We start from the raw sequence: 22,329 nt of genomic DNA on the forward strand, positions 1-22,329 counted from the left end.
GGGGGTCAGCTCGCGCCGACCCGGTCTTCGCCGACGGATGCCGCGACATCGGCCGGCGCGACCGACTCTTCAGCAGCGGAGGTCCCGGACGGGATCGTCGCGGCCGTGGCGGCGGCGACGGCGGCGTCGATCCGGGCCTGGACGCGTGCACCCGACCGACGTCGCACAGCCCGCCAGCCGAAGAACCCGCCGACGATCAGCAGCAGGAGCACCAGCTGCGACCACGGCACCGTCCACACCGTGAACGCCGTGGAGGCGGAGGCCAGTTCCGCCTCCACCGAGTCCTCCCCCACGACGACGGGCGCGGAGCGCACCTCCCCCCAGGCGAAGAAGAGCGGCGCGACGGGGACCGTGACGGTCGCGGTCGTCGCCTGGCCGGGCAGCACCTCGCGCTGCGACGACACCTCGCGGGCCGCGCCGGCGCCGAGCGGCCCCTGCAGAGCCGTCTCGGTCTCCGCTCCGAGGCGCACGTTGCCCGCGTTCGCCAGCGCATAGGTCACCGTGACCATCGACGGCTCGAACGGGTTCCACGACGGGGTGACCGCCGTCTGCACGGCCTCCGGCACGACGGCCGCCACGACGTCGCCCGAGACGCGGAGGTGCATCCGGACTCCGACGCGCGATGCGAGTTGGACGTTCGAGCCGTTCGCCGGCACGAACTCCGCGACGACGCCCGCGGGGTGGTCGCCGGGCGTCGCGTTGCCCGGCACCGAGATCTCGATCGGGATGAGGGCGGTGGCTCCCGCCTCGAGGGGGAGGAGCATCCCTCCCCCGTCGCGCGGCGTCGAGCCGGCGACGTCTCCGAGCGCGACCCACGAGCCTCCGTCGCTCGGCGCCTGATCGGCGGGGACGAGGTCGAAGCCGCCACTGCTGCTGATGGTGCCGTCACTCGCGTAGACCGCGAAGGTGGCCGGCTGTGCGCTGAAGTTGGTGAGAGCGATCGCATCGGATGCCTGCGCACCGCCGTCGATGACGTGGCGCAGTGAGACGCGGCCGTCGGGGCCGTCAGCGGTGGCGGGCTGGAGCGCCCAGGTGGTGCCGCCGGCCGGCGTCGGAGCCGCCTCCCCCGACCATGCGGAGGGAGAGGCCGGCTGGGCGCCCGAGGCGGCTGCCGGTGCAGCACTCAGACAGGCCGCGACGACGGCGGCGAGAACGAGAAGGGTGCGAGGCCGAGCGTTCATGGTGTCCTCCGAGGACGCGGCCGGCGATCGGCCGGCCGCGTCCTGTCAGGTGTTGCGTGGGTCCTGCGTGATGGTGATGCGGGTCAGTCGACGGGGAACAGAGAGATCGTCACCTGACCGGTGTAGGTGCCGGGCTGGGTGTCCACGGGGACCTCCAGTCGCAGCTCCGCGCCGAGCTTGGCGGTGCCGAAGCGTCCCTCACGGTCCGCCGAGGCCAGCTCGCCCGGCGTGGTCAGCCCGGGTCCGGCATCCATCACCGTCAGCACCGGGTCACCGGCTGACAGACCAGGACGCGGGGTCAGCACCTGCGGGATCCAGCCGAAGTGCTCCGCCTCGACGGTCTGACCGTCGGAGGTGAACGCGTCCGCCTGACCCGACACGGCCCACCCGCCCAGACCCGCCTGCTGCGCGGTGCGGGAATCGGTGACCGTCACCTCGGGCAGCGCGCCCGTCATCCGCAGACGGTCGCCGGCGTTCTCCGGAGCCGACAGCGCCACCCCGTCGCCGAAGTCAGCGACCGTGAGGGCCAGCACACCGTTCTCGGCCTCCGGGATCGTCGCCTCCACCGGAATCCCCGACGACGTGTCCGCCTTGAACAGCCGCGGAGCGAAATCGATCAGGGCCTTCTGCCACACGTCCCAGCTGTGCGGGCCGGCGATCACCGGGTTGAACTCGAACTCGATGCCCCTGCTCGTGAGGGAGTCCACCAGCGCCAGCGTGTTCTGGTAGGTGAAGTCCTGGATGTCACCGGTGTAGATGCGCAGGAGCTTGGTTCCCGCGTTGATGGCCGCGACATCCGCGGTCGCGGGGACGTTGGCGAAGGCGGAGAAGCCTCCGACGTAGGCGAACTCGCCGGGGTACTGGAACAGCGTCGTCAGCGCGTGTCCGGAACCCATCGACAGCCCGGCGAGAGCGCGCTCCGCGGGATCATCGCTGATGTTGTAGCTCGCATCGACGGCGGGGATGATCGCCTGGCGCAGTTCGTTCTGGAAGTTGACCCCGTTTCCGTTGCCCATGACGACGACCATCGGACCGATGCTCCCGTCCTGGTACAGGTTGTCGAGGATCTGGGCAGCACGGCCGACCTTCACCCAGTCCGACCAGGTCTGTCCCGCTCCGTGCTGGAGGAAGAAGACCGGATACGGCTCCGCGCGATCCGCGTCGTACCCCGGAGGTGTCCACACGTTGGCGGAGCGCTGCTGGTTGGCCGCGGTGCTCTGATACGTCAGCTCGGAGACGGATCCCCGCTGACCCTCGGGCACGTCGCCCAGGAAGTCGCCGCGCAGACCGTCACCGGCGACGAAGAACGTGCTCCAGTTCGGCTCGGACGGCAGGTTGTCGGCGGGGTTGCCGGTGTCCTTCTTGTCCACGCGGTCGACGATGAACTTGTAGTAGTACGAGCCGCCCGGGACGGCACCCACCGTCACCCGCCAGCGATCGCCCGACTTCACCATCGGGATGCGGAGCCATCCCCCCGCGGGGGCGAAGTTGCCCCAGACGGTGACGTTCTTGGCGTCGGCGTACTCGGTGCCGGTCTCGAAGGTCACGATCCCGTTCTCATCGATGAACGGCGTCGGCGTGGTCCCCGGAGCCGGCAGCGAGGTCGGCCCGGTCAGCTCGAGGTTGCCCTCGCTCGGCCCGTGGTCATCGACCGTGCGGAACAGACGCGACGCGAAGTCGCGCAGGTTCTCCCGCCACGTGTTCCACGTCCCACCCGTCTCCGCGGTGACCCCGTCGAACTCGTACTCCACACCCGCACCGTCCAGCTTCTGCACGAGGCTGACGTTCTGGTTGTAGGACGAGTCCGTCGCGTTGCCGACATACAGCCGGATGAGATCGGTCGCATCGTTGATCTGAGCCGCCTTGGCCGACCCGATGCTGCTCACCAGGCCGCCCGAGAACGAGCCCACCTTGGAGAACTCACCCGTGTCGGTCAGCAGCAGGTTCAGCGCCTGCGACCCGCCCCGTCCGATCCCCGCGATGGCCTGATCAGCCGGCTCGTCCGAGATGTTGAAGTCCTCGCGCGCCGCCGGGACGATGTTGTCCAGCACCTCCGCACGCGCCTCCGACGTGTCACCGTCGCCCATCACGACGACCATCGGCTCCGCCTCGCCCTCCACCACGAGGTTGTCCAGGATCTGACCCACCCGGCCCAGCTCCGCCCACTCCCGGTAGCTCTGCCCGGCATCACCCAGCAGATACAGCACCGGATACGGCTCCGCCCGCTCCGCGTCATAGCTCGGCGGAGTCCACACCAGCGCCGACCGCTCCGCACCCGCCGTGGAGCTGTCATACGAGATCGTCTGCAGCGCACCACCCGCCGGCACATCCGCCATCCACGCCGACTCCGCACCCGACACGAAGATCGTGTTCAACGACCCGTCCGACGACACCTCCTGCGGCGACCCCGGATTACGGAAAGACACCAACGCCTCCGAGCCTCCGACCGTCGCCTTGTAGCGGTACGAGTACAGCCCCGGCTCGAGGGGCCCGATCGTGCCCGTCCAGTTGTCGCCGCTGCGCGACATGTTCAGCTGCGCGGTGGTCTTCCCCGGACCGAAGCCGCCTTCGACCGCCACCATCGCCGCCTCCGAGCCGACGGCCGTGACGACCGCCGCGTTCGGGACCGAGAACCGGTAGTACGCATCCTGCGGCACCGAGACCCAGGAGTCGTCGTCCACCGCCATCGCCGGCGGTGCCGCCAGAAGCGACCCCACCCCCACCGCTGCGGCCGTCATCGCGGCCGCCCATCTGCTGCGCGTGCGACTGCGCCGCGCCCGAGTATCCATCACCGTTGATTCCTCTCTGGGGTGTCGATGCGCAGGTCCGCGCACCGCCGGCCACCGCCGCGAGACGTCCGCGAGCCGGCTGCCGTGTAGTGGCGTCCACCACCCCGGATGAGGCGAGGATCATCCGTTTACAACGTAGTAAACGCCTCCGTGCTCAAGAGTGCCGCTCGGGCCGCAGGAGGTCAAGGAAAATTTCTAACGTTGTACAAGAGACGCGGAACAGCACCCAGCGCCGCCGGAGGAGGTCCGTCGGGTCGGCGACTCAATGACGCGCCGGCGGTCCCATCCGACCGGGGAGGAACGGCAGCACCGGCGCGCGATACGCGATCGGTCCGTCATCCGCCGGATCGATCGTCAGCTCGGCTCGGCCGAAGCGCCAGAACCGGGCGAAGAGATAGACCCCGAGCACGACGGGGCGTTCGTCCGGCAGCTGCCAGGTGCCCACACCCCACTGCACGGGCTGCCCTCGACCCTCGATGACGAGCGTGGGACGGATGCCGGCGTAGAGCGCGAACCGCGGCTTGTGCAGCGTCAGCTCGATGCGCCGGGTCATCGAGCGCGCCGCGAGGTCATCACGCCACCGTAGCCGGTGGCCGTGGCATCCGGTCTCCGGTCTCCGGTCTCCGGTCCCGGTCTCCGGTTCCGGTCTCCGGCGGCGACGCGCGTCACCCCTGATGCGCTCCGGCACTCATGCGCCGTAGATTTCGAGTGTGACCGTTCGGCCGCTTCCCCCCGCAGGAGGTCCTGCGGCGCGCGGCAGCGATCAGCTCCCGCGCGTCTCGGTCATCGTGCCCGCCTTCAACGAGGTCGAGACGGTCGGCCGGTGCCTCGCCGCCCTCCGGCGCCAGAGCGTGGCTCCCTTCGAGGTGATCGTGGTCGACAATATGTCGACGGACGGCACGCTGGAGCACGCCCGCGCACTCGCGACCGTCGACCCGTCCGTGACGGTGATCACCCAGACCGGTGCCCAGGGGCTCGTCCCCACCCGCGATTGCGGCTTCGACGCCGCACGCGGCGACGTGCTGGCGCGCATCGATGCCGACACGGTCGTCTCGGCCGACTGGGTCCGTCAGCTCGCGCTGTCGTTCGCGAGGCCCGGCATCGCGGCCACCACCGGCCCCGTGGGGTATTACGACCTGCCGCTGGCCACGGTGATGCGCCAGGTCGACGACTTCGCCCGCCGGGCCATCACCACCATCTGCGGAGCGCCCTTCCTCTACGGGAGCAACATGGCCCTGCGGCGATCGGCGTGGCGCAGCATCCGGTCATCGGTCTGCTCCGACCCCGACGACCTCTTCCACGAGGACATCGACCTGGCCGTGCATCTGGCCCAGCACGGCCTGCCGATCGGCTACACGCCGCGGATGGTCGCCACCGTCTCGGCGCGACGCATGGGCGATTCGGCGGCGGAGTTCGCCGACTACACGCGGCGCTTCGACCGCACCCTCGATGCGCACGGCGTGCGGCACGCGTCGCTTCGGGTCACCGGCGCGCTGCTGCGGCGCGCGTATCCTGTGCTCCACCACGCGCACCGGTACGAGGTGCGTCGCGCCGCAGCCGCCTGACGGCTGCCGACGCGTCAGGGTCGCGGTCGCCGGACGATCACCGTCGCAGGCCCGTGACGAGCCGCGGGGTGAGCAGACCGTCGGCCAGCCCGATCCGCAGGAGGTCGTCGAAGACGCGCTGGTCGCGGCGGCACGCGCGCACGGCCGCGTCGATGATGCGCGGGGCCCGCGTCCCCCGCGCGAGAAGCGTGGTGTGCCGGAAGTGCCTCCCCAGGGCGCCGCGCATGGCGCGGCGGTACAGCGTGCCCGCCCGGGCTCCGGCGAGCGCCGCCCGCCCCGCGAGCTGCCCCGACCGCACGGCGTAGAAGATCCCCTCCCCCGTCAGCGGGTTGATGAGGCACTGCGCGTCGCCGACGAGGAGGATGCGCCCGTCGGGGATCGGCGGGCGGCCCGTCGACAGCGGCAGGCGGTGCGCGCGCAGCGCGTCGCGCGGACCGCCCGCGGGGGCGAGCGCGTCCCACCGCTCCAGCATCGCCGCACGCGACGGCGGCGCGGCCGTGAGCACCTCGCCGTAGCCGACGTTCGCCCGCCCGGTGCCGTCGGGGAAGCTCCAGGCGTAGGCCGGCCAGTGCGCGGAGGTCATGGTGATGACCTGCGTGCCGGTCTGTCCGGCGGGCTCGTCGGCGTACGCGCGGAAGGCGAGCGCCACCGTGCCGGCCGGGGGCGCCGGGTGCAGCGCCCGGCGCACGACCGATTCGGCGCCGTCCGCCCCCACCACGACGTCCGCCCGCAGCCCGTCGACGGTGACACCGTCCGGCGTCGACTCGACGGAGCGCACCGCGTGCTGACGGAGCACGACGCCCTGGCGCAGCGCCTCCGCGACGATGCGGGCGTCGAGCACGCGCCGCGGGATGACGTGGGCCGGCCGCGCCAGGGGACGCTCGACCTCTGTGCCGCCGGGGGCCGCCAGGCGGAGCCGCTCGACCGGCGGATAGCCGTCGGCGATGGCCGCGGCATCCATCCCCAGCTCTGCGAGCACGTCGAAGGCCTCGGCGGCGATGCCGTCGCCGCAGACCTTGTCGCGGGGGAAGTCCGAGCGGTCCAGGAGCAGCACCCGCGCACCGGGGCGGGTGCGGCAGGCGGCCACTGCCGCCGCGCACCCCGCGGGCCCCGCGCCCACCACGATGACGTCCCAGCGCTCGGAATCCGACTCCTCGTGCGTCATCCTCCGACTGTCTCACGCCGGCGCACCCGGCGGTCCGCGGAGCTTTGGATACCCACCCGGCCGGCGGCGACCAGATCGGTGAGACGTCGGAGCGGGTGAGGCCACGACGTCGACGCGCGGACGGAGGCCGTCACCGCGCCTCAGTGCGGAGCGTGGAACTCCGTCTCGCCGCTCTTCCCGTCGGATCCAGCCCCCTGTCGCACGAGGCCCTAGGTCTTCTCGGTCATGCCGTTCTCCGTTCCATCGGCCCGCTCACTCCCACAGCACCACGCTGCGGTCGCCGAGATCGAGCACGCGCGCGGTCGCCTCGTACAGCGCCGACAGGTTCTGCGCCGTCAGCACCTCGCGCACCGGCCCGTGATGCACGACCCGACCGTCGCGCATCGCCACGACGTCGTCGGCGAACTGCGCGGCGACGTTGATGTCATGCAGGACCACCACGACGGTCATCCCGCGCTCGGCGACCAGACGGCGCAGCAGCTTCATCAGGCCGACGCTGTGGCGCGGGTCGAGGTTGTTGAGAGGCTCGTCCAGCAGGAGGTGGTCGGTGTCCTGGGCGATCGCCATCGCCACGAACGCTCTCTGTCGCTGCCCTCCCGACAGCTCGTCGAGGAACCGTCCGCGGACAGCCCCGAGGTCGAGCAGCTCGATGGCGTCCTCGATGTGGAGACGGTCCTCGGCTGTGCGCCGGGACCCGCCGTGCGGGAAGCGCCCGTAGGCCACGAGGTCCTCGACGCTGAGGCGGATCGCGAGGTGGTTGTCCTGCCGCAGGATCGCCAGCCTCCGGGCCAGGTCGCGCGATCGCACCGCCGCGACATCCAGTCCGTCGACCGTGATGACGCCCGCATCCGTGCCGATCAGCCGGCCGACGGCGGCCAGCAGGGTCGACTTGCCCGCCCCGTTGGGCCCGATGATGGCGGTGAGGCCGGCCGAGATGCGCAGGTCGACGTCGTCGACGGCGAGGAGGGAGCCGTGGCGCTTGACCACGGAGTCGATCGAGATCACGTCAGCGGGCCCTTCCGGTGAGCACGAGGATGATGAAGAAGATGCCGCCGGCGAACTCGATGACGACGGGCAGCTCGGTGCCGAAGCCCAGGACGCGATCGAGGATCAGCTGACCTCCGACGAGCGCGATGACGCCGATGGCGATGGCCGCGGGGATGCTGCGCATGTGCCGGTGCCCGACGGCCCCGTACGCGAGCGTCGCCACGAGCAGCCCGAAGAACGTGACGGGGCCGACCAGCGCGGTGGATGCCGCGACCATCGCCGCGATCGCGACGACCGCGTGCATCACCACGCGCCGGTGCTCGACGCCCAGGGAGACGGCCGTGGCCTCCCCCAGCGCCAGGACGTCCAGCGACCGCCGGATCGGCCACAGCGAGGCGACGGCCACGACGACCAGCACTCCGGTGGGCACCAGCAGATCGCGGTCGATCGAGGTGAAGCTGGCGAAGGCGAGGTTCTGGATGATCGCGAAGGTGTCGGGGTCGAGCAGTCGCTGCAGGAAGGCAGTGACCGCACGGAAGAGCACGCCCAGGACCAGCCCCGCCAGCACGATGACGTGCAGGTCGAGACGTCGCCGCACGAACAGCCACCAGTACAGCAGCACGATCGCCCCGCCCATGAGCACGAGCTCGACGATCCACGAGGCCAGCGGCGGTGCCGACACCAGCAGCGCCGGCCCGATGAGGAAGGCGGTGAGCACCTGGATGGCCAGGAAGATCGCGTCGAAGCCCATGATGCCCGGCGTCAGGATGCGGTTGGCCGTGATCGTCTGGAAGAGCACCGTGGCGACCCCGACCGCGGCGGCCGCGATGACCATGCCCGCGACGGTCCGGCCGCGCAGGCCCAGGGCGTACTCCCACTTGCCGGGCAGGCCGGTCAGCAGGAAGAGGGCGACGACGAGGACGGCGGCGGCTGCCAGCGCGATCAGCCGGGCGGCGGGAGAGTGCAGGAGCCCCCGGGCGTGAGGCGGCGGCGAGGTCCTCGACGGCGCGCTCATCGCACGGCCGCCGTCCGGGCGCGGCGCCGCCGCGGCGCGGCGTCGACGGGTCGGGCGGTGCCGACCAGCAGCCACAGGAACACGACACCGCCGATCACGCCCATCACGATGGAGATCGGCAGCTCGAAGGGGAAGCGCACGACGCGGCCGACGATGTCGCACAGCAGCACCATCGCGGCCCCGAGGAGGGCCACCAGCGGAACGGCCCTGCGCATGTTGTCGCCGATGAGGCGGCTGACGATGTTGGGAACGATCAGCCCGAGGAACGGGATGGCGCCGGTGACGACCATGAGGATGCCGGTGACCACCGCGATGATCGCGACGCCGAGGCCCATGACGGCCCGGGTGTCCAGCCCGAGGCCGCGGGCGGTGTCGTCTCCGAGACCCGCGACGGTGAACCTGTCGGCGGCGATCCAGGCGATGGCGGCGGCGGCCGCCGCGAAGAACAGGATCTCGTAGCGGCCGCGCAGAACCCCCGAGAAGTCGCCGATGCTCCAGCTGAGCAGCTCCTGCAGCACGTCGGCGCGGTAGGCGAAGAACACCGTCACCGCGCCGATGACGCCGCCGTAGAGGATGCCGACGATCGGGACGAGGACGCTCGAGCGCGACGGAATTCGCCGCGCGAGCGCGAGGAACCCGAACACACCGGCGAGCGCGCCGATCGACGCGGCGATCGCCTTGCCCCACAGCGGCAGCGCCGGCATCGTCAGGAGCACCACGAGCAGCGCCAGGGAGGCGGCATCCACCGCGCCCGTCGTGCCGGGCTCGACGAAGCGATTGCGCGTGAGCAGCTGCATGATCAGGCCGATGATCGCGAAGGCGGAACCCGCCAGGATCAGCGCGACGGTGCGGGGCAGCCGGCTGGCGAAGAAGACCAGCGCGTCGAGCTCGGCGACCCCGATGAACAGCGAGATCGTCGCGAGCGCGGCCACGGCGGCCGCCCCCGCGACGATCCAGAGCGTGGGCGAGGAACGGGTCAGGAGACCGCTGCCTCGCCTCGGCGGATGGACGGGGAGATCATCAGGCGGCCAGCTGGTCGTGCACGGACGCGAGGACGTTCTGGATGGCCGTGAGGCCGTTGATGACGATGTACAGCTCGCTGGCCGGGAGCAGGACGATGTTGCCCTCCTTCGCGGCGGTGGTCTGCGCGACGAGCTCGTTGTCGAGGGTCGCCTCGGCCGTCGAGCTCTCGCCCGTGGCGGCGCCGCGGTCGAAGGCGATGATCCAGTCGGGATCGGCCGAGAGGATGAACTCGTTGGTCACGGTGTCGCCGTGCGGGGAGCCCTCGGCGCCGGGCAGTTCGGCGGCCGCGACCGCGGGGGTGAAGCCGAGCTCGTCGAAGAAGTAGCCGAAGCGGGACCCCTCGCCGAAGGCGCCGTACTCCCCGCCCGACACCGACAGGACGAGGGCGCTGCCGGCGGCCTCGTTCGTGATCGTGGATGCCAGCTCGTCGATGCCGGCGACCTGGTCGGCCACCTCGTCCTCCGCGCCGAAGATCTCGCCCAGCTGTTCGGCGCGCTCGATGCCGGCGGCGGGGCTGAAGGCTCCGGCGTAGGCGGCGGTCAGGTCGATGGTGGTGGAGATCTCGGAGAGCTCGTCGAACTGCCCGGTGCTGCGGGCGGCGGTGACGATGAGGTCGGGCTCGAGTTCGGCGACCGCCTCGAAGTCGGGCTCGAAGAGCGTGCCGACCTTGGGCAGGTCGGAGTACGCCGCGAGGTAATCCGGCAGCACGACGTCCGGGATGCCGATGACCGCGTCGCCGGCGCCGATGGCGTGCAGGGTGTCGAGCGTGGCGATGTCGAAGGTGATGACGGCGCTCGGCTGGAAGGGCACCTCGACCGTCTCGCGCGCCACTGCCATGTCCTCCTGGTAGGAGGATTCGCCTTCCTCCTCGAACAGGACGAGCGCGGGTTTTGCGCGTTCGACGAGGACCGTCCGATCCTCGTCGGCGGATGCCGCGTCCGCCGGTGCGGAGGGGGTCGTCGCGCATCCGGCGACGAGGGCGACGGAGGTCAGAGCGGTGAGGGACCAGGACACACGTGATGTAGTGGACATGAAGGTAAGGCTAACCTAACCTCGCGAACCATTCGAAATCGACGGGTGTTGACCGACGCGGTGCGGGCGGCGGCCGCCCGCACCGTCCGTGTCAGAGGCCCCGCCCTCGCAGCCGCGCGGGCCAGATGCCGGCCTTTCCGGGGTTGAGGATGCCGTTCGGGTCGAGCGCGTCCTTGATCCGCTCGTTGAAGCGGCGCTGCGCGTTGTCGTTGAACGAATAGGTCGCGGCGACCTGATCGGCCCAGGCGTGGTGCGCACGGTACTCGCCGTACCCGTTCTGAGCTGCTTCATCGATGAGCTCGTGGACGAGGCGAAGGGTCTTGTCGCGCTGCGCCGGGTCGGTCTTCGTGTACAGCAGCAGGCTGATGTGGTGCATCTCGCGCAGGCCGATGACGAACTGCGCCGCGTAGTCGACCGAGAACTCGTCCGCGCGCTGCTTGACCATGCGGAACTGCCGCAGCGCGTCGGCTCCATCGGGCGCGGAGAGCGGCGAGAAGCCCATGTGCGCGCCGTCCGGCAGCCAGTTCATCAGGTTGGCCTCTTCGATGGTCGGGATGCCGGTGTTAATCCGGTGCCGATCGTGCAGCGTGTGCGCCCCTCGGTCATCGGCGGAGTGCGGCCGGGTCCGGGTCGTGTGGAACCGCGATCCGGGGATCTGCGAGAAGGCGCCCTCGATGATCTGCAGATACTGCTCGACGACGGGCGGCGGCCCGTACACGGTGCCGTAGAAGTTCCAGTAGCCCAGGTTCAGCTCCGCCTTCATGCGCTCCACCACGTCGTCGGGGATGGGTCCCTCGCCGGTGTACCAGTCGCTGCGGCGCGAGACCTGCGCGGCGTCGAGGAAGATGTTCCGCAGCACCGGCACGTTCTGCAGGGGCGCCATGTTGATGCGCAGCGGCAGCATCAGGTCGATGATCGCCTCGAGGTCCTCGGGGTTGTCGAAGGTGATCTGGAAGGTCTCGGCGGCGGGCGGCGCCCCCATCAGCTGGATGCCCAGCTTCGTGACGATGCCGAAGTTGGACTGCTCGAAGAGGTTGTCGGGCTGCGGACCGAAGCTGGGCGCGAACAGCTGCCACGTGTTGCTGCCGGGCAGTCCGCCCATCCCTGTGCGCAGCAGGTCGCCGTCGGGCAGCACGATCTCCATGCCCGATTTCCACAGCGAGTGGTTCCCGTAGGGCGTGTAGCCCACGCCCCGGTCGAGGATGTTCCCCACGATGCTCCCCCACGACAGGTCGGGCGCGTCGATCCACAGCGGCAGACCGGCGTCCTGGATGGCCTGGTAGAGCTCGAAGTAGGTCACCCCGGGCTCGATCAGCGCGTACGCGAACTTCCCGTTCAGCTCGAGGATGCGGTTCATCCGCTTGCCGACGTGCACCACGATGGAGCCCGCCACGCGCGGTGACGCACCCCCGTAGCCGAGGTTCTTGCCCGTGGAGATCGCGTGCAGCGGGATGAGGTGACGGTTCGCGATCCGGACGATCTCCTGCACGTCCTCCGTCGTGGCCGGGAAGACGACCGCGCTCGCGGTGAACGAGAGGTCGCCCGTCACGGGGAACTCGTCGTCGTAGCGCCCGACGAGCTCGGGGTCGACGTGCACGCCGTCCTCGCCGAGTGCCGCGATCAGCTCGCCGATCGCGGTGTCGAAGGTCGCCGCCGAGACATCGGGCGGCAGCACCCGGGCCAGATCGGACGGATTCCGCACAGTGGTGGGCGTGGACATGGGTGCGCTCCTCATCGAGTCGTCGTCGGGCGCCGCGGGGAGCGCTCCGTCCCGGATCACCGGGCGGACTCGACTGTGCGCCGCCGTGCGCGCCCGGACAACGCCCGTGCGCTTTTCGGACATCACCCGGGACAGGCCGACGGGATGCGGCGCGCAGCCGCCGCGGAACCTGCCGGCGGCTATCCGCGCCGCAGCGTCGCCGACGGACTCTCGCCGAACCGGCGACGGTACTCCGACGAGAAGCGTCCATGATGGGCGAACCCCCAGCGGTCGGCGACCTCCGCGACCGATACGGCGTCGGGGTCGGACCGTTCCAGATCGCGCCGCGCATGAGTGAGCCGGCGCTCGTGCAGGAACGCGAGCGGCGTGGTGTCGAGCGACTGCCGGAACCCGACCTGCAGCGCGCGTACGCTCACGCCGGCGACCACGGCCAGCTCGGGCACGCTGATGCGGGCCGCCTCCGCGGACGCGTCGACGTGGGCGACGGCCCGCTGCACCGCCCGCGGCGCTGCGGCACCGACGGGCTGGGCGAGCTCGTCGCGGAACGAGTGCGGTGAGGCGACCAGCAGCCCGGTGAGAAGCGCGTCCTGGAGATTCGCCAGGACGAGCGAATCGTCGGTGAGTCCGCGCTCGCTCCACAGGCGCCCGGCCAGCAGCTGCACCAGCGTGAACCAGTCCCGTGCCGGCGCGGTGTCGAGGACGAACCCCAGACTGAATTCGATGTGCGCGCCGTTGAGGTCGCGTCCCAGCAGCACCTCGAGTCGTCGTTCCAGGGCGACACGGTCGATCTTGACGCCCAGCAGGCGGGTGGGCGTGTCGAACCCCTCGAAGCCGTGCGGGTGCAGGCCGTACTGCACCGCGCGGCGGGGGGTCGCGATCAGGTCCTCGCCGCCGAGCCGGCCGGTGCGCAGCGAGCCCTGCAGGACGATGTTCGTCTGGTACGCGGTGGGCACCGCGGTCGATTGCAGCTGCACGCCCGAGCTGTAGTGGAGCGTCCCGAGGGTCACCGGACCCGACCGGTACGAGGCCAGGTTCAGTCGCGGCGGTCGGGACGCATCGAGCGGTCGCAGAACGTGGCGGTGGAACACGAGGCTGCCGATCGACATGGCCTCCTCCATCGTGGCGTCGCGCAGCGCCACTGTGGGCGGGGACACCCCTGTCCCCGCGACCGCACCGTCGACTCTCACACTTCCTGGAGTAACACCTCGCGACGCGGGCGACAAGGCGCGCACGAGGATGTCCAGCGCTTTATCCGAATTGCGAAGCGCGCGGACGTTCGGAGGATCCGCGGACCATACTCGCCTGGACGTGCCCGGCCGCCCCCTCCGGACACGTGACCCGATGTCTCGACGAGGAGAATGCGATGACCGACACCCTGACCGCGCCCGAGGTCGCCACCTTCGCCCCGGGCCGCCTGTACATCGGCGGACAGTGGCGGGAGGCCTCCGACGGCGGCCGATCCGACGTGCTCGATCCCGCCACCGGCCGCGTCATCACCGACGTCGCGCGGGGCACGACAGCCGATGTCGATGCCGCTGTGGCCGCCGCCCGCGCGGCCTTCGACTCCGGCGTCTGGTCGACGCTCTCCGGCCGCGAGCGCGGACGCATCCTGCAGCGCGCGTACGCCCTCATGCGCGAGCGCACCGAGGAACTCGCGCAGGCGGAGTCCGCCGACGTCGGCAAGCCGATCATGCTCGCGCGGGTGGTCGACGTGAACAACGCCGCCGAGCTCTACGAGTACTACGCCAGCCTCGGCCATCACCTGGACGGAGTCGTGCGCGAGACGACCGGGAACACGCACGCCTACGTGAAGTCCGAACCGCTCGGGGTGGTCGCCGCCATCACGCCGTTCAACTTCCCGCTCATCCTGTCGTCGAGCAAGATCGCGCCGGCGCTGCTGGCCGGCAACACGATCGTCCACAAGCCCGCCTCGATCACGCCGCTCTCCGCGCTCCTCATGGCCGAGATCCTGAGCGAGGCCGGCGTGCCCGACGGGGTGTTCAACGTCGTCACCGGCCCGGGCTCCGTGCTCGGCGATCACCTCGTCTCGCACCCTGACGTGGACAAGGTCGCCTTCACCGGATCCACCGAGGTCGGTGCGCATGCGGCGTCACTGGCCGCTCAGGCGCTGAAGCCCTTCACCGCGGAGCTGGGCGGCAACGCCGCCAACATCCTGTTCGCCGACGCCGACCTGGATGCCGCCATGCACACCGTCATCTCGGCCTTCGTGTTCAACACCGGCCAGTTCTGCATGGCCGGTCCGCGCCTCCTCGTCGAGCGACCGCTGTACGACACGGTGCTGGGGATCCTCGCCGATGCGGTGCCCCACGTGCCGCTCGGCGACCCCTCGGATCCCGACACGGTCATCGGCCCGCTGGCGAGCGCCGACCAGCTGGAGAAGGTCGCCTCGATGGTCGACCGCGCCCGGAGCGCCGGCGCCCGCGTGGTGACGGGCGGGGAGCGCATCGACCGGGGCGGCGGCTTCTTCTACGCACCCACCGTGCTCGCAGGGCTCCCCTCCGACGCCGAGGCGGTGGCCGAGGAGATCTTCGGACCGGTCCTGACAGTCCAGCCGTTCGACACCGAGGAGGAGGCGATCGCGATGGCCAACGGCACGCGCTACGGCCTGGCCTCGGGCATCCAGACCGCGGACCTCGCACGCGCCCACCGCGTCGCCGCCCGGCTGCGTGCCGGAATCACCTGGGTCAACGGCTGGGCGCTGCTGGACCCGTCGGTGCCGTTCGGCGGCGTCAAGGCATCGGGATGGGGGCGCGAGGGCGGCCCGGAGGCGATGGCGTCGTACCAGCAGTCGCACTCGATCGTCTTCGACCTGGGCGCGCAGAAGTGACCTTCGGACGCGCGGCGGTCCTGGACGGGCCGTTCCAGCTCACGGTGTCCGACGTCGAGTTCTCCGACCCCGGGCCGGGTGAGGTGCTCGTGCGGATCGTCGCCTCCGGCCTCTGCCACACCGACCTCGGCGTGCTGGCCGGCGGCATCCCCTTCCCGACCCCGGGCATCATCGGACACGAGGGCGCCGGGGTCGTGGAGACGGTGGGCGCGGGAGTGCACACGGTGGCCGCGAGCGACCGCGTCCTGCTCAGCTTCACCTCGTGCGGGTCCTGCGCGGCCTGCACCGCCGACCACCCCGCCTACTGCGAGACCTGGCTGCCCCGCAACCTGCTCGGCGGACTGCGGGATGCCGCGTCCGGCGGCGTCACACGCGACGGCGAGGCCGTGGCATCCCACTTCTTCGGGCAGTCCTCCTTCGGGTCATGGGCCCTGGCCGACGAGCGGTCGGTCGTCAAGGTCGATGCCGAGGAGGCGGAGCTGGTGGCGCTCGCGCCCCTCGGGTGCGGCGTGCTGACGGGCTTCGGGTCGGTGTGGAACGTGCTGGACCCGGGGCCCGGCGACATCGTGGCCGTCTACGGCACCGGCGCGGTCGGACTGTCCGCGGTCATCGCCGCGGCGCTCCGTTCGCCCGCTCAGCTGATCGCCGTCGACCTCGTCGACGCACGCCTGGACCTCGCGCGCGAACTGGGCGCCACCGCGACGATCAACGCGGCGACCGAGGACGTCGCGGCACGCCTCGCCGAGCTGACCGGCGGACGGGGGGTGTCGCACAGCTTCGACACCACCGGCAATCCGCAGGTCGCGCGCGGAGCGCTGGACGCAGCGTCTGTGCGGGGTACGGTGCTGGTGTGCGGCGCGCCGCCGCCGGGCACCGAGATCGCGGTCGACATCCAGGGGATCCTCACGGGCAAGGTGCTGCGCGGCGTGACGATGGGCGACACCGACCCGCAGCAACTCATCCCCGAGCTGGTGGCCCTGCATCGCGAGGGAAGGCTCCCGCTGGATCGGCTGGAGCGGCGCTACGCCCTCGACGACATCGCGCAGGCTGCCGAGGACATGCACACCGGCGCGACCGTCAAGCCGGTCATCGTCTACTGAGGTCCGCTGCGCGGCACCCCGAGGTCGTGCGTCGTCGTCAGACCAGCGAATCGAGGATGTCGCGCAGCAGCTCGATGGTCGTCATCGGGCTGATGATCGCGAAGCGCAGCACCGGCTCCCCGTTGTGGGAGGACGGCACGACGAAGGCGTGCTGCTCGGCCAGGAGCCGATCCGACCACGCCTGGTAGTCGGCGAGCGCCCATCCCTCCCGGCGGAACACGACCACCGACAGCTGCGGCTCGTGGACGAGCGACACCTCGGGGCGGCGGCGGATCTCGTCGGCGATGTCGGCGGCGAGCACGATGCCGGCGTCGATGGCCGCCCGGTAGTGCGCGGTGCCGTGCGTGGCCAGGGAGAACCACAGCGGGAGGCCGCGCGAGCGCCGCGTCAGCTGCACCGCAAGGTCGGACGGATTCCAGTCGGGCTTGTCGGTCAGGTGGTCGAGGTATTCGGCCTTCTGCGTGTGGGCTGCGCGCGCCTTCGCCGGCTCGCGGTAGATGAGCGCGCACGCGTCGAACGGCGCGAAGAGCCACTTGTGCGGGTCGACCACGAGCGAGTCGGCGAGCTCGACGCCGCGGAAGAGCGGACGCGTGCGCTCGACGAGCATCGCGGCGAGCCCGTAGGCGCCGTCGACGTGGAACCAGATGCCGTGCGCGCGGGCGGCCTCGCCGACCGACGCGATGTCGTCGACGATGCCGAGGTTGGTGGTGCCGCCGGTCGCGACGACGGCGAAGACGTCCTGACCGCGCTCGGCGAGCACGGCCCGGACGGCGTCGCCGCGCAGCCGGCCCTCGGCGTCGGTCTCCGCCGTCAGCACGTCGACGTCCATCACGGCCGCCGCGGACGCGATCGACGAGTGCGCGCCCGAGCTGCACACCACGGCCCACCGCGACGGCAGCGGCTCGTCGGATGCCTCCCGCGCGCGACGCGCGTCGTGGCGCGCGGCGACCAGCGCCGACAGGTTGCCGATCGTGCCGCCCTGCACGAAGACGCCACCGGCGCCGGCCGGCAGCCCGAACTCCGATGCGAGCCAGTGCAGCACCTCGTTCTCGGCGAAGACCGCTCCCGATCCCTCCAGCCACGACCCGCCGTAGATCGACGACGCCGACACCACGAGGTCGAACGACAGCGCGGCCTTCGTCGGCGCCGAGGGGATGAACGACAGATAGCCGGGGTGATCCGTCGTGATGCACGCGGGTGCCAGCACGTGCTCGAACAGGTCGATCGCGCGCTGGGCGCCGATGCCCTCGTCGGTGATGGACCCGGATGCCACGGCCGCGAGCTCGTCGGGAGTCTTCGGCTCGTCGAGGGGCACGTCCTCCCACAGCGCGCGCCGGCGGGCGTAGTCCAGGACGACGTCGACCGTCCCGGTCGTGTCGGGGGTGATCGCGTGCATCGCGCGGGCATCGGTCATGTGCGGGCCTTTCCGCGGTGCCGGTCGGCGGGCGCGTGTCGGGGGTGGAGCGCCCCGCGCCGCGCACCGGGACGGGCGGGCGTTCGCGGGACGGCTCCGACGCTACCCCGAGTCGACGCTTCCGCCCATCCCGGTTCGGCGCCGGTGCAAGCCCTCCGGGCGACACCGGGCGCGGGGTAGCGTCGAGGAGTGAGCGACACCCGGCATCCGTCCCCACCGCCCGAGCCCGACTGGGTGGCCCACGCCATCTGGTGGCGCGTCTACCCGCTCGGCTTCGTCGGCGCCGTGCCCGCCCCTGAGGGCGGTGCGCCCGGCCCCGAGGAGCGCCGCCTCCGTCGCCTCATCCCCTGGCTCGATCACGTCGTCGAGCTCGGGGCGTCGGGCATCGCACTCGGACCGATCTTCGCCTCCGACACCCATGGCTACGACGTCGTCGACCACTTCCGCGTCGACCCGCGCCTCGGTGACGACAGCGACGTCGAGGCCCTTTTCGCCGCCGCGCACGAACGCGGACTCCGCGTGCAGCTCGACGGGGTCTTCAACCACGTCGGACGGCGGCATCCGCTCGTCGCCGACGACCCCGACGGGGTGCTGCGCCGCACCGAGGGAGGCGATCTCGTCGCGTTCGAGGGCCACGACGCGCTCGTCGAGCTCGACCACTCCCGACCCGCGACCCGGCGGCTGGTCACCGACGCGATGCGGCACTGGCTGGACCGCGGCGCCGATTCCTGGCGACTGGATGCCGCATACCGCGTACCTCTCGACTTCTGGGCCGCCGTCCTTCCCGACGTGAGGGCCGCCCACCCCGGAGCGTGGTTCGAGGCGGAGGTCATCCACGGCGACTACGCGGCGTTCGTCACCGAGGGCACCGTGGACAGCGTCACGCAGTACGAACTGTGGAAGGCCGTCCGCTCCAGCATCCAGGAACGCAATCTCTTCGAGCTCGCGTGGTCGCTCACCCGCCACAACGAGTTCCTCGAGGTGTTCGCGCCGGTGACCTTCGTGGGCAACCACGACGTGACGCGCATCGCGTCGGCCATCACCGACCCGCGCCACCGCCCGCACGCCCTGGTGCTGCTGGCGCTGCTGGGCGGCACGCCGGCCCTCTACGCCGGTGACGAGTTCGGCTGGGAGGCGGTGAAGGAGGAGCGTGCGGGAGGAGACGATGCGATCCGACCCGAGTTCCCCGCCGACGGCCCGGCCGCGGTCTCCGGCTTCGACGAGCGCGTGCTGCGGCTCCACCAGGAGCTGCTGGGCCTCCGTCGCCGCCACCCGTGGCTGCACCGGGCGCGCACCGACGAGCCTCGCACCCTCACCAACGAGCACCTGGAGATCGACGTCATCCTCGGCTCCGACCGGCTGACCGTCGCCCTCAACCTGAGCGACGAGACCTTCCCGCTCACCCCCGGAGAGCTCCTCTCGGCCGACGACGGCACGCGCGGGATGCCGGGACGTCTCGCCCCGCACGGCTGGGCGGTCGTGGCACCCCGCTGAGGGGCGCCTAGCGATACCCCATGTCCGCGCCCGGGGGAACCCCGGCGTGCGCTCGCGCGACCGCTCGTAGCGTGGCGGCCATCGCGCCGCATCCGGACGGCGCGTCGGACCAGGAGGACACCGTGACCGATCAGCCCGCACAGCAGCAGGACGTCCCCGGCGAGGAGGCGGCGCTCGAGCCCCGCGCCGACCACGGCGAGCGCAGCTACGTCGGCACCGGCAAGCTCACCGGCAAGATCGCGCTCATCACGGGGGCCGACAGCGGCATCGGCAAGGCCGTCGCGATCGCCTTCGCCCGGGAGGGCGCCGACGTCGCCATCTCCTACCTTTCGGAGGACGAGGACGCTCAGGACACCGCGCGGTGGGTGGAGGAGGCAGGACGGAAGGCCGTCCTCCTGCCCGGCGACCTGTCCGACCCGCAGACGTGCCGCGACGTCGTCGCCCGGACGGTCGGCGACCTGGGCGGCCTCGATATCCTCGTCAGCAACGCAGCCTTCCAGATGTTCCGGGAGGACATCACCGACATCCCCGACGACGAGTGGGACTTCACGGTCGCGACCAACCTCAGCGCGTACTTCCACCTCGCCAAGGCCGCCGTGCCACATCTGAAGCCCGGATCGGCCATCATCGCGACGTCGTCGATCCAGTCCGACTCGCCGAGTCCGCAGCTGATGCCCTACGCGATGACGAAGGCGGGGATGGCGAGCATGACCGCCTCGCTCGCGCAGATGCTGGGCGAGCGCGGCATCCGGGTCAACGCCGTCGCCCCGGGACCCGTCTGGACCCCGTTGATTCCCGCCACGATGCCGCCGGAGGCGGTCGAGCAGTTCGGCGGCGACACTCCCCTGGGCCGCGCCGGACAGCCGGCCGAGCTGGCACCGGCATACGTGCTGCTGGCTTCGGATGACGGCAGCTACATCTCGGGCGCGGTGCTGCCCGTCACCGGCGGGAAGCCGATCCTCGGAGCGTGAACGCTCTCGGCGGGGCGTCGGCGCGGATCCTCAGTCGAACGCCGATGCCTCGTCATGACCGCGGGCGTGGTCGAGGAAGCCGTCGAACGCCTCGTCGGTGTCGCGCGGGTCGACGTACTCCGTCTCGCTCGCGATCGAGACGTGACTGCTCCCGGTGATGAGCACGCTCGCATCGCAGTCGCCGATGACGGTGAACTCCACGAAGCTCTACGTGGTGCCCGAGCCGGCCCACCCCAGCAACGGGGAGACGTTCGATGAAACGGATTGACCTCCGCTACGGCGGCGAGCAGTACTCCGTGGGCGGTCGCGACCTCGCCGAGTTCCAGAGCGACATCATCGCGCGTCTGAGCCCCGGCGCCCCGCCGTTCTGGCTCGAGGTGAACCAGGGCGAGGGCGACCCCCGTCCCACCTTCCTTCTCATCACCCCGAGCACCGAGCTGGCGGTCATGCCCGTCCCGGGCGGCTGACGCGGCGCCGGAGTCGACGACCGCGGGACTGAGGCGGCGCCGGAGACGCCGCCCGCGCGACATCCGACTCAGGCGGGGCAGGCTTGGAAGACGTGGTCGGCGTCGTCCGCCGGCACCAGGTCGCGGTCGCGCAGGATCGTCGAGTGCGGGCGGTCGTCGACGGCGCAGGCGGCATCGAACCCGCTCAGAAGGTTGTCGGCGTACTCGATGTCGAGCACCGCCTCGCCGTAGACATCGCGGTAGGCGGAGCACTCCTCGAAGGCGACGCACTCCTCCGCGACGGCGAAGTCGAATCCGACGTCGTCGCGCCCACGGGGCCCCATCTCGGCCGCGTTCTTCTGCCCGATGAGCAGTCCGGCGTCATGCGCCGCCTGGACGTAGAGGGTGGCCAGTGCGATCGCGTCCTCCTCGGTGAGGCGACCGTCCGACCGGGTGTAGGAGTCGAGGTTGTCGATCTCGACGGCCGAGAACCCCTTCCGCCCACAGGCGGCGATGCTCTCCCCGACGCGGGCGGCGATGCGCTCGCGCCGATCGGCGGTGGAGATGTCGAAGATCAGCTCGTCGGGCCAGTTGTCGTCGATCAGCGGCTGGCCGTCGTCGCCGATCAGCACGAGGTCGGGCTCTGCCAGCCAGGAGTCGCGATCGGCGGGCTGACTCTGGAACCCGTTGACGTAGCAGATCGAGTACATCCCCGGCTCGGCCACGTCCGTGCTGTCACGCACCACGCCGCCGACACCGGCCGCGGGTGCATAGCCGCCGCCGAGCTGGTAGTCGAAGACAAGGAATGCCGGGAAGCCGGTGTCGGCGCTCGGCGCTCCGGCCGGGGTGGTGGTGGCCGCGCACGCGGGAAGAAGGGCGGCGAGCGCCGCGAGGGAGCCGACCACCCTCCACCGGACGGTGATTCCTCGGCGCACGTCCCTCATTGTGGCGCTCACGAGGTCGGGCGGGCGGAGGCGATCAGCATCCGCAGTCCGAGCGCGAATGCGCGGGAGGCGACCGGATCCTCGGGATCCTCGTCGGCGACGGTGTCGAAGGCGGCGGAGAACCGGGGGAACTGCTCCTCCTGGCCTGTCGGGTCGAAGACGACCGACGGACCGGACATGTCGAGCACGCTGCCCAGGATGAACGACTCGAAGAGCGTGAGGAGGGGCAGGATGTCGCGGGTCGCCCAGCCTGCCGCCTCGGCGGCGACGGCGAAGTCCTCGTAGCCGGCGAGGAGCACCGGCGCGGACGCCGACATCGTCATCAGCAGAGGGATGGCGCGGGGATGCTGCGCGAAAGCCGCCCGGTACGACCATGCCCAGGCCTCCAAGCCGTCCTCCCACGGCAGCTCCCGGAGCGGCCGGAAGTCGATGCGGGCCGAGACGATCGCCCGCACGTCCTCCACCATCGCGGCACGGTTGGGGACATGGTTGTACAGCGACGCCGGGTTCACGCCGATGCGGGCGGCGACCCGGCGGATGCTGGCTCCCTCCACGCCGTACCGGTCGACGAGGGTGAGCGCCGTCCGGGCGATCAGCTCGCGACTGAGCAGGGGATGCGGTGGTCGGGCGATGAC

At 71.3% G+C, this 22,329-nt stretch carries 20 protein-coding genes; 6 read left to right on the forward strand and 14 right to left on the reverse strand.

The features are described 5' to 3' along the window. Positions 1–5: 5 nt before the first annotated feature. From CVS47_RS13765 to CVS47_RS13775, 3 genes are all read right to left on the reverse strand, one after another. Entirely contained in the window at positions 6–1,181 is a 1,176-nt protein-coding gene (locus tag CVS47_RS13765; RefSeq protein WP_127096594.1) for a COG1470 family protein, read from the reverse strand. A gap of 83 nt (positions 1,182–1,264) precedes the next feature. Beyond that, positions 1,265–3,919, reverse strand: a complete 2,655-nt coding sequence (locus CVS47_RS13770; RefSeq protein ID WP_206502639.1) for an alpha/beta hydrolase-fold protein — start codon at positions 3,917–3,919, stop codon at positions 1,265–1,267. Positions 3,920–4,232: 313 nt separating this feature from the next. Then, the gene (locus tag CVS47_RS13775; RefSeq protein WP_127096595.1) at positions 4,233–4,523 is read right to left on the reverse strand and encodes a hypothetical protein; all 291 of its coding nucleotides are present in this window, start codon (positions 4,521–4,523) and stop codon (positions 4,233–4,235) included. Positions 4,524–4,680: 157 nt separating this feature from the next. On the opposite strand from CVS47_RS13775, the gene CVS47_RS13780 reads away from it, so the two are divergent. Continuing rightward, positions 4,681–5,535 carry a glycosyltransferase family 2 protein gene (locus tag CVS47_RS13780; RefSeq protein ID WP_164734660.1) on the forward strand — a complete coding sequence of 285 codons (855 nt, stop codon included), beginning with the start codon at positions 4,681–4,683 and terminating at the stop codon, positions 5,533–5,535. 37 nt (positions 5,536–5,572) lie between these two features. Here CVS47_RS13780 and CVS47_RS13785 read toward each other — a convergent pair whose 3' ends face one another. From CVS47_RS13785 to CVS47_RS13815, 7 genes are all read right to left on the reverse strand, one after another. Beyond that, entirely contained in the window at positions 5,573–6,700 is a 1,128-nt protein-coding gene (locus tag CVS47_RS13785; RefSeq protein ID WP_127096597.1) for an NAD(P)/FAD-dependent oxidoreductase, read from the reverse strand. A 252-nt stretch (positions 6,701–6,952) separates the two neighbouring features. Then, positions 6,953–7,705 carry an iron ABC transporter ATP-binding protein gene (locus CVS47_RS13790; RefSeq protein ID WP_127096598.1) on the reverse strand — a complete coding sequence of 251 codons (753 nt, stop codon included), beginning with the start codon at positions 7,703–7,705 and terminating at the stop codon, positions 6,953–6,955. A gap of 1 nt (position 7,706) precedes the next feature. Next, positions 7,707–8,702 (reverse strand): iron chelate uptake ABC transporter family permease subunit, encoded by a 996-nt coding sequence (locus CVS47_RS13795; protein ID WP_127096599.1) that lies wholly within the window; start codon positions 8,700–8,702, stop codon positions 7,707–7,709. Further along, positions 8,699–9,682, reverse strand: a complete 984-nt coding sequence (locus tag CVS47_RS13800) for an ABC transporter permease (RefSeq protein ID WP_127096600.1) — start codon at positions 9,680–9,682, stop codon at positions 8,699–8,701. The genes CVS47_RS13795 and CVS47_RS13800 overlap by 4 nt, the downstream gene beginning before the upstream one ends. A gap of 40 nt (positions 9,683–9,722) precedes the next feature. After that, positions 9,723–10,757 carry a siderophore ABC transporter substrate-binding protein gene (locus CVS47_RS13805; RefSeq protein WP_127096601.1) on the reverse strand — a complete coding sequence of 345 codons (1,035 nt, stop codon included), beginning with the start codon at positions 10,755–10,757 and terminating at the stop codon, positions 9,723–9,725. Positions 10,758–10,848: 91 nt separating this feature from the next. Continuing rightward, on the reverse strand, positions 10,849–12,477 hold the full coding sequence (locus CVS47_RS13810) for an FAD-binding oxidoreductase (protein WP_206502641.1): 1,629 nt from the start codon (positions 12,475–12,477) through the stop codon (positions 10,849–10,851). Between the two features lie 179 nt (positions 12,478–12,656). Further along, positions 12,657–13,631, reverse strand: a complete 975-nt coding sequence (locus tag CVS47_RS13815; protein ID WP_127096602.1) for a helix-turn-helix transcriptional regulator — start codon at positions 13,629–13,631, stop codon at positions 12,657–12,659. Positions 13,632–13,840: 209 nt separating this feature from the next. On the opposite strand from CVS47_RS13815, the gene CVS47_RS13820 reads away from it, so the two are divergent. Together CVS47_RS13820 and CVS47_RS13825 are read left to right on the forward strand one after the other, a co-directional pair. Further along, positions 13,841–15,325 carry an aldehyde dehydrogenase family protein gene (locus tag CVS47_RS13820; protein WP_127096603.1) on the forward strand — a complete coding sequence of 495 codons (1,485 nt, stop codon included), beginning with the start codon at positions 13,841–13,843 and terminating at the stop codon, positions 15,323–15,325. Beyond that, positions 15,322–16,425 carry an NAD(P)-dependent alcohol dehydrogenase gene (locus CVS47_RS13825; RefSeq protein WP_241240164.1) on the forward strand — a complete coding sequence of 368 codons (1,104 nt, stop codon included), beginning with the start codon at positions 15,322–15,324 and terminating at the stop codon, positions 16,423–16,425. The genes CVS47_RS13820 and CVS47_RS13825 overlap by 4 nt, the downstream gene beginning before the upstream one ends. Before the next feature lie 37 nt (positions 16,426–16,462). Here the strand turns inward: CVS47_RS13825 and CVS47_RS13830 are convergent, their stop codons facing one another. Further along, positions 16,463–17,839, reverse strand: coding sequence for a pyridoxal phosphate-dependent decarboxylase family protein (locus CVS47_RS13830; protein ID WP_127096605.1), 1,377 nt, complete (start codon positions 17,837–17,839; stop codon positions 16,463–16,465). A 189-nt stretch (positions 17,840–18,028) separates the two neighbouring features. Between CVS47_RS13830 and CVS47_RS13835 the strand changes: the two genes are divergently transcribed. Then, positions 18,029–19,333 (forward strand): alpha-amylase family glycosyl hydrolase, encoded by a 1,305-nt coding sequence (locus CVS47_RS13835; protein WP_127096606.1) that lies wholly within the window; start codon positions 18,029–18,031, stop codon positions 19,331–19,333. A gap of 122 nt (positions 19,334–19,455) precedes the next feature. Next, entirely contained in the window at positions 19,456–20,304 is an 849-nt protein-coding gene (locus CVS47_RS13840; protein ID WP_164734661.1) for an SDR family oxidoreductase, read from the forward strand. Positions 20,305–20,334: 30 nt separating this feature from the next. Here the strand turns inward: CVS47_RS13840 and CVS47_RS16805 are convergent, their stop codons facing one another. Next, entirely contained in the window at positions 20,335–20,505 is a 171-nt protein-coding gene (locus CVS47_RS16805) for a hypothetical protein (protein ID WP_164734662.1), read from the reverse strand. Positions 20,506–20,558: 53 nt separating this feature from the next. On the opposite strand from CVS47_RS16805, the gene CVS47_RS13845 reads away from it, so the two are divergent. Next, the gene (locus CVS47_RS13845) at positions 20,559–20,771 is read left to right on the forward strand and encodes a hypothetical protein (RefSeq protein ID WP_127096608.1); all 213 of its coding nucleotides are present in this window, start codon (positions 20,559–20,561) and stop codon (positions 20,769–20,771) included. Positions 20,772–20,839: 68 nt separating this feature from the next. Here the strand turns inward: CVS47_RS13845 and CVS47_RS13850 are convergent, their stop codons facing one another. Together CVS47_RS13850 and CVS47_RS13855 are read right to left on the reverse strand one after the other, a co-directional pair. Continuing rightward, positions 20,840–21,685 carry an endo alpha-1,4 polygalactosaminidase gene (locus CVS47_RS13850; protein WP_378790297.1) on the reverse strand — a complete coding sequence of 282 codons (846 nt, stop codon included), beginning with the start codon at positions 21,683–21,685 and terminating at the stop codon, positions 20,840–20,842. A 17-nt stretch (positions 21,686–21,702) separates the two neighbouring features. After that, positions 21,703–22,326, reverse strand: a complete 624-nt coding sequence (locus CVS47_RS13855; protein WP_315268289.1) for a TetR/AcrR family transcriptional regulator — start codon at positions 22,324–22,326, stop codon at positions 21,703–21,705. Between the last annotated feature and the right edge of the window lie 3 nt (positions 22,327–22,329).

It is taken from the genome of Microbacterium lemovicicum, assembly GCF_003991875.1.
Taxonomy (GTDB): domain Bacteria; phylum Actinomycetota; class Actinomycetes; order Actinomycetales; family Microbacteriaceae; genus Microbacterium; species Microbacterium lemovicicum.

Bases quoted from the DNA above. Each gene is read 5' to 3' on its own strand.
- CVS47_RS13765 (WP_127096594.1), bottom strand. From the start codon at position 1,181: ATGAACGCTCGGCCTCGCACCCTTCTCGTTCTCGCCGCCGTCGTCGCG.
- CVS47_RS13770 (WP_206502639.1), bottom strand. From the start codon at position 3,919: ATGACGGCCGCAGCGGTGGGGGTGGGGTCGCTTCTGGCGGCACCGCCG.
- CVS47_RS13775 (WP_127096595.1), bottom strand. From the start codon at position 4,523: ATGACCCGGCGCATCGAGCTGACGCTGCACAAGCCGCGGTTCGCGCTC.
- CVS47_RS13785 (WP_127096597.1), bottom strand. From the start codon at position 6,700: ATGACGCACGAGGAGTCGGATTCCGAGCGCTGGGACGTCATCGTGGTG.
- CVS47_RS13795 (WP_127096599.1), bottom strand. From the start codon at position 8,702: ATGAGCGCGCCGTCGAGGACCTCGCCGCCGCCTCACGCCCGGGGGCTC.
- CVS47_RS13805 (WP_127096601.1), bottom strand. From the start codon at position 10,757: ATGTCCACTACATCACGTGTGTCCTGGTCCCTCACCGCTCTGACCTCC.
- CVS47_RS13810 (WP_206502641.1), bottom strand. From the start codon at position 12,477: ATGTCCACGCCCACCACTGTGCGGAATCCGTCCGATCTGGCCCGGGTG.
- CVS47_RS13820 (WP_127096603.1), top strand. From the start codon at position 13,841: ATGACCGACACCCTGACCGCGCCCGAGGTCGCCACCTTCGCCCCGGGC.
- CVS47_RS13830 (WP_127096605.1), bottom strand. From the start codon at position 17,839: ATGACCGATGCCCGCGCGATGCACGCGATCACCCCCGACACGACCGGG.
- CVS47_RS13845 (WP_127096608.1), top strand. From the start codon at position 20,559: ATGAAACGGATTGACCTCCGCTACGGCGGCGAGCAGTACTCCGTGGGC.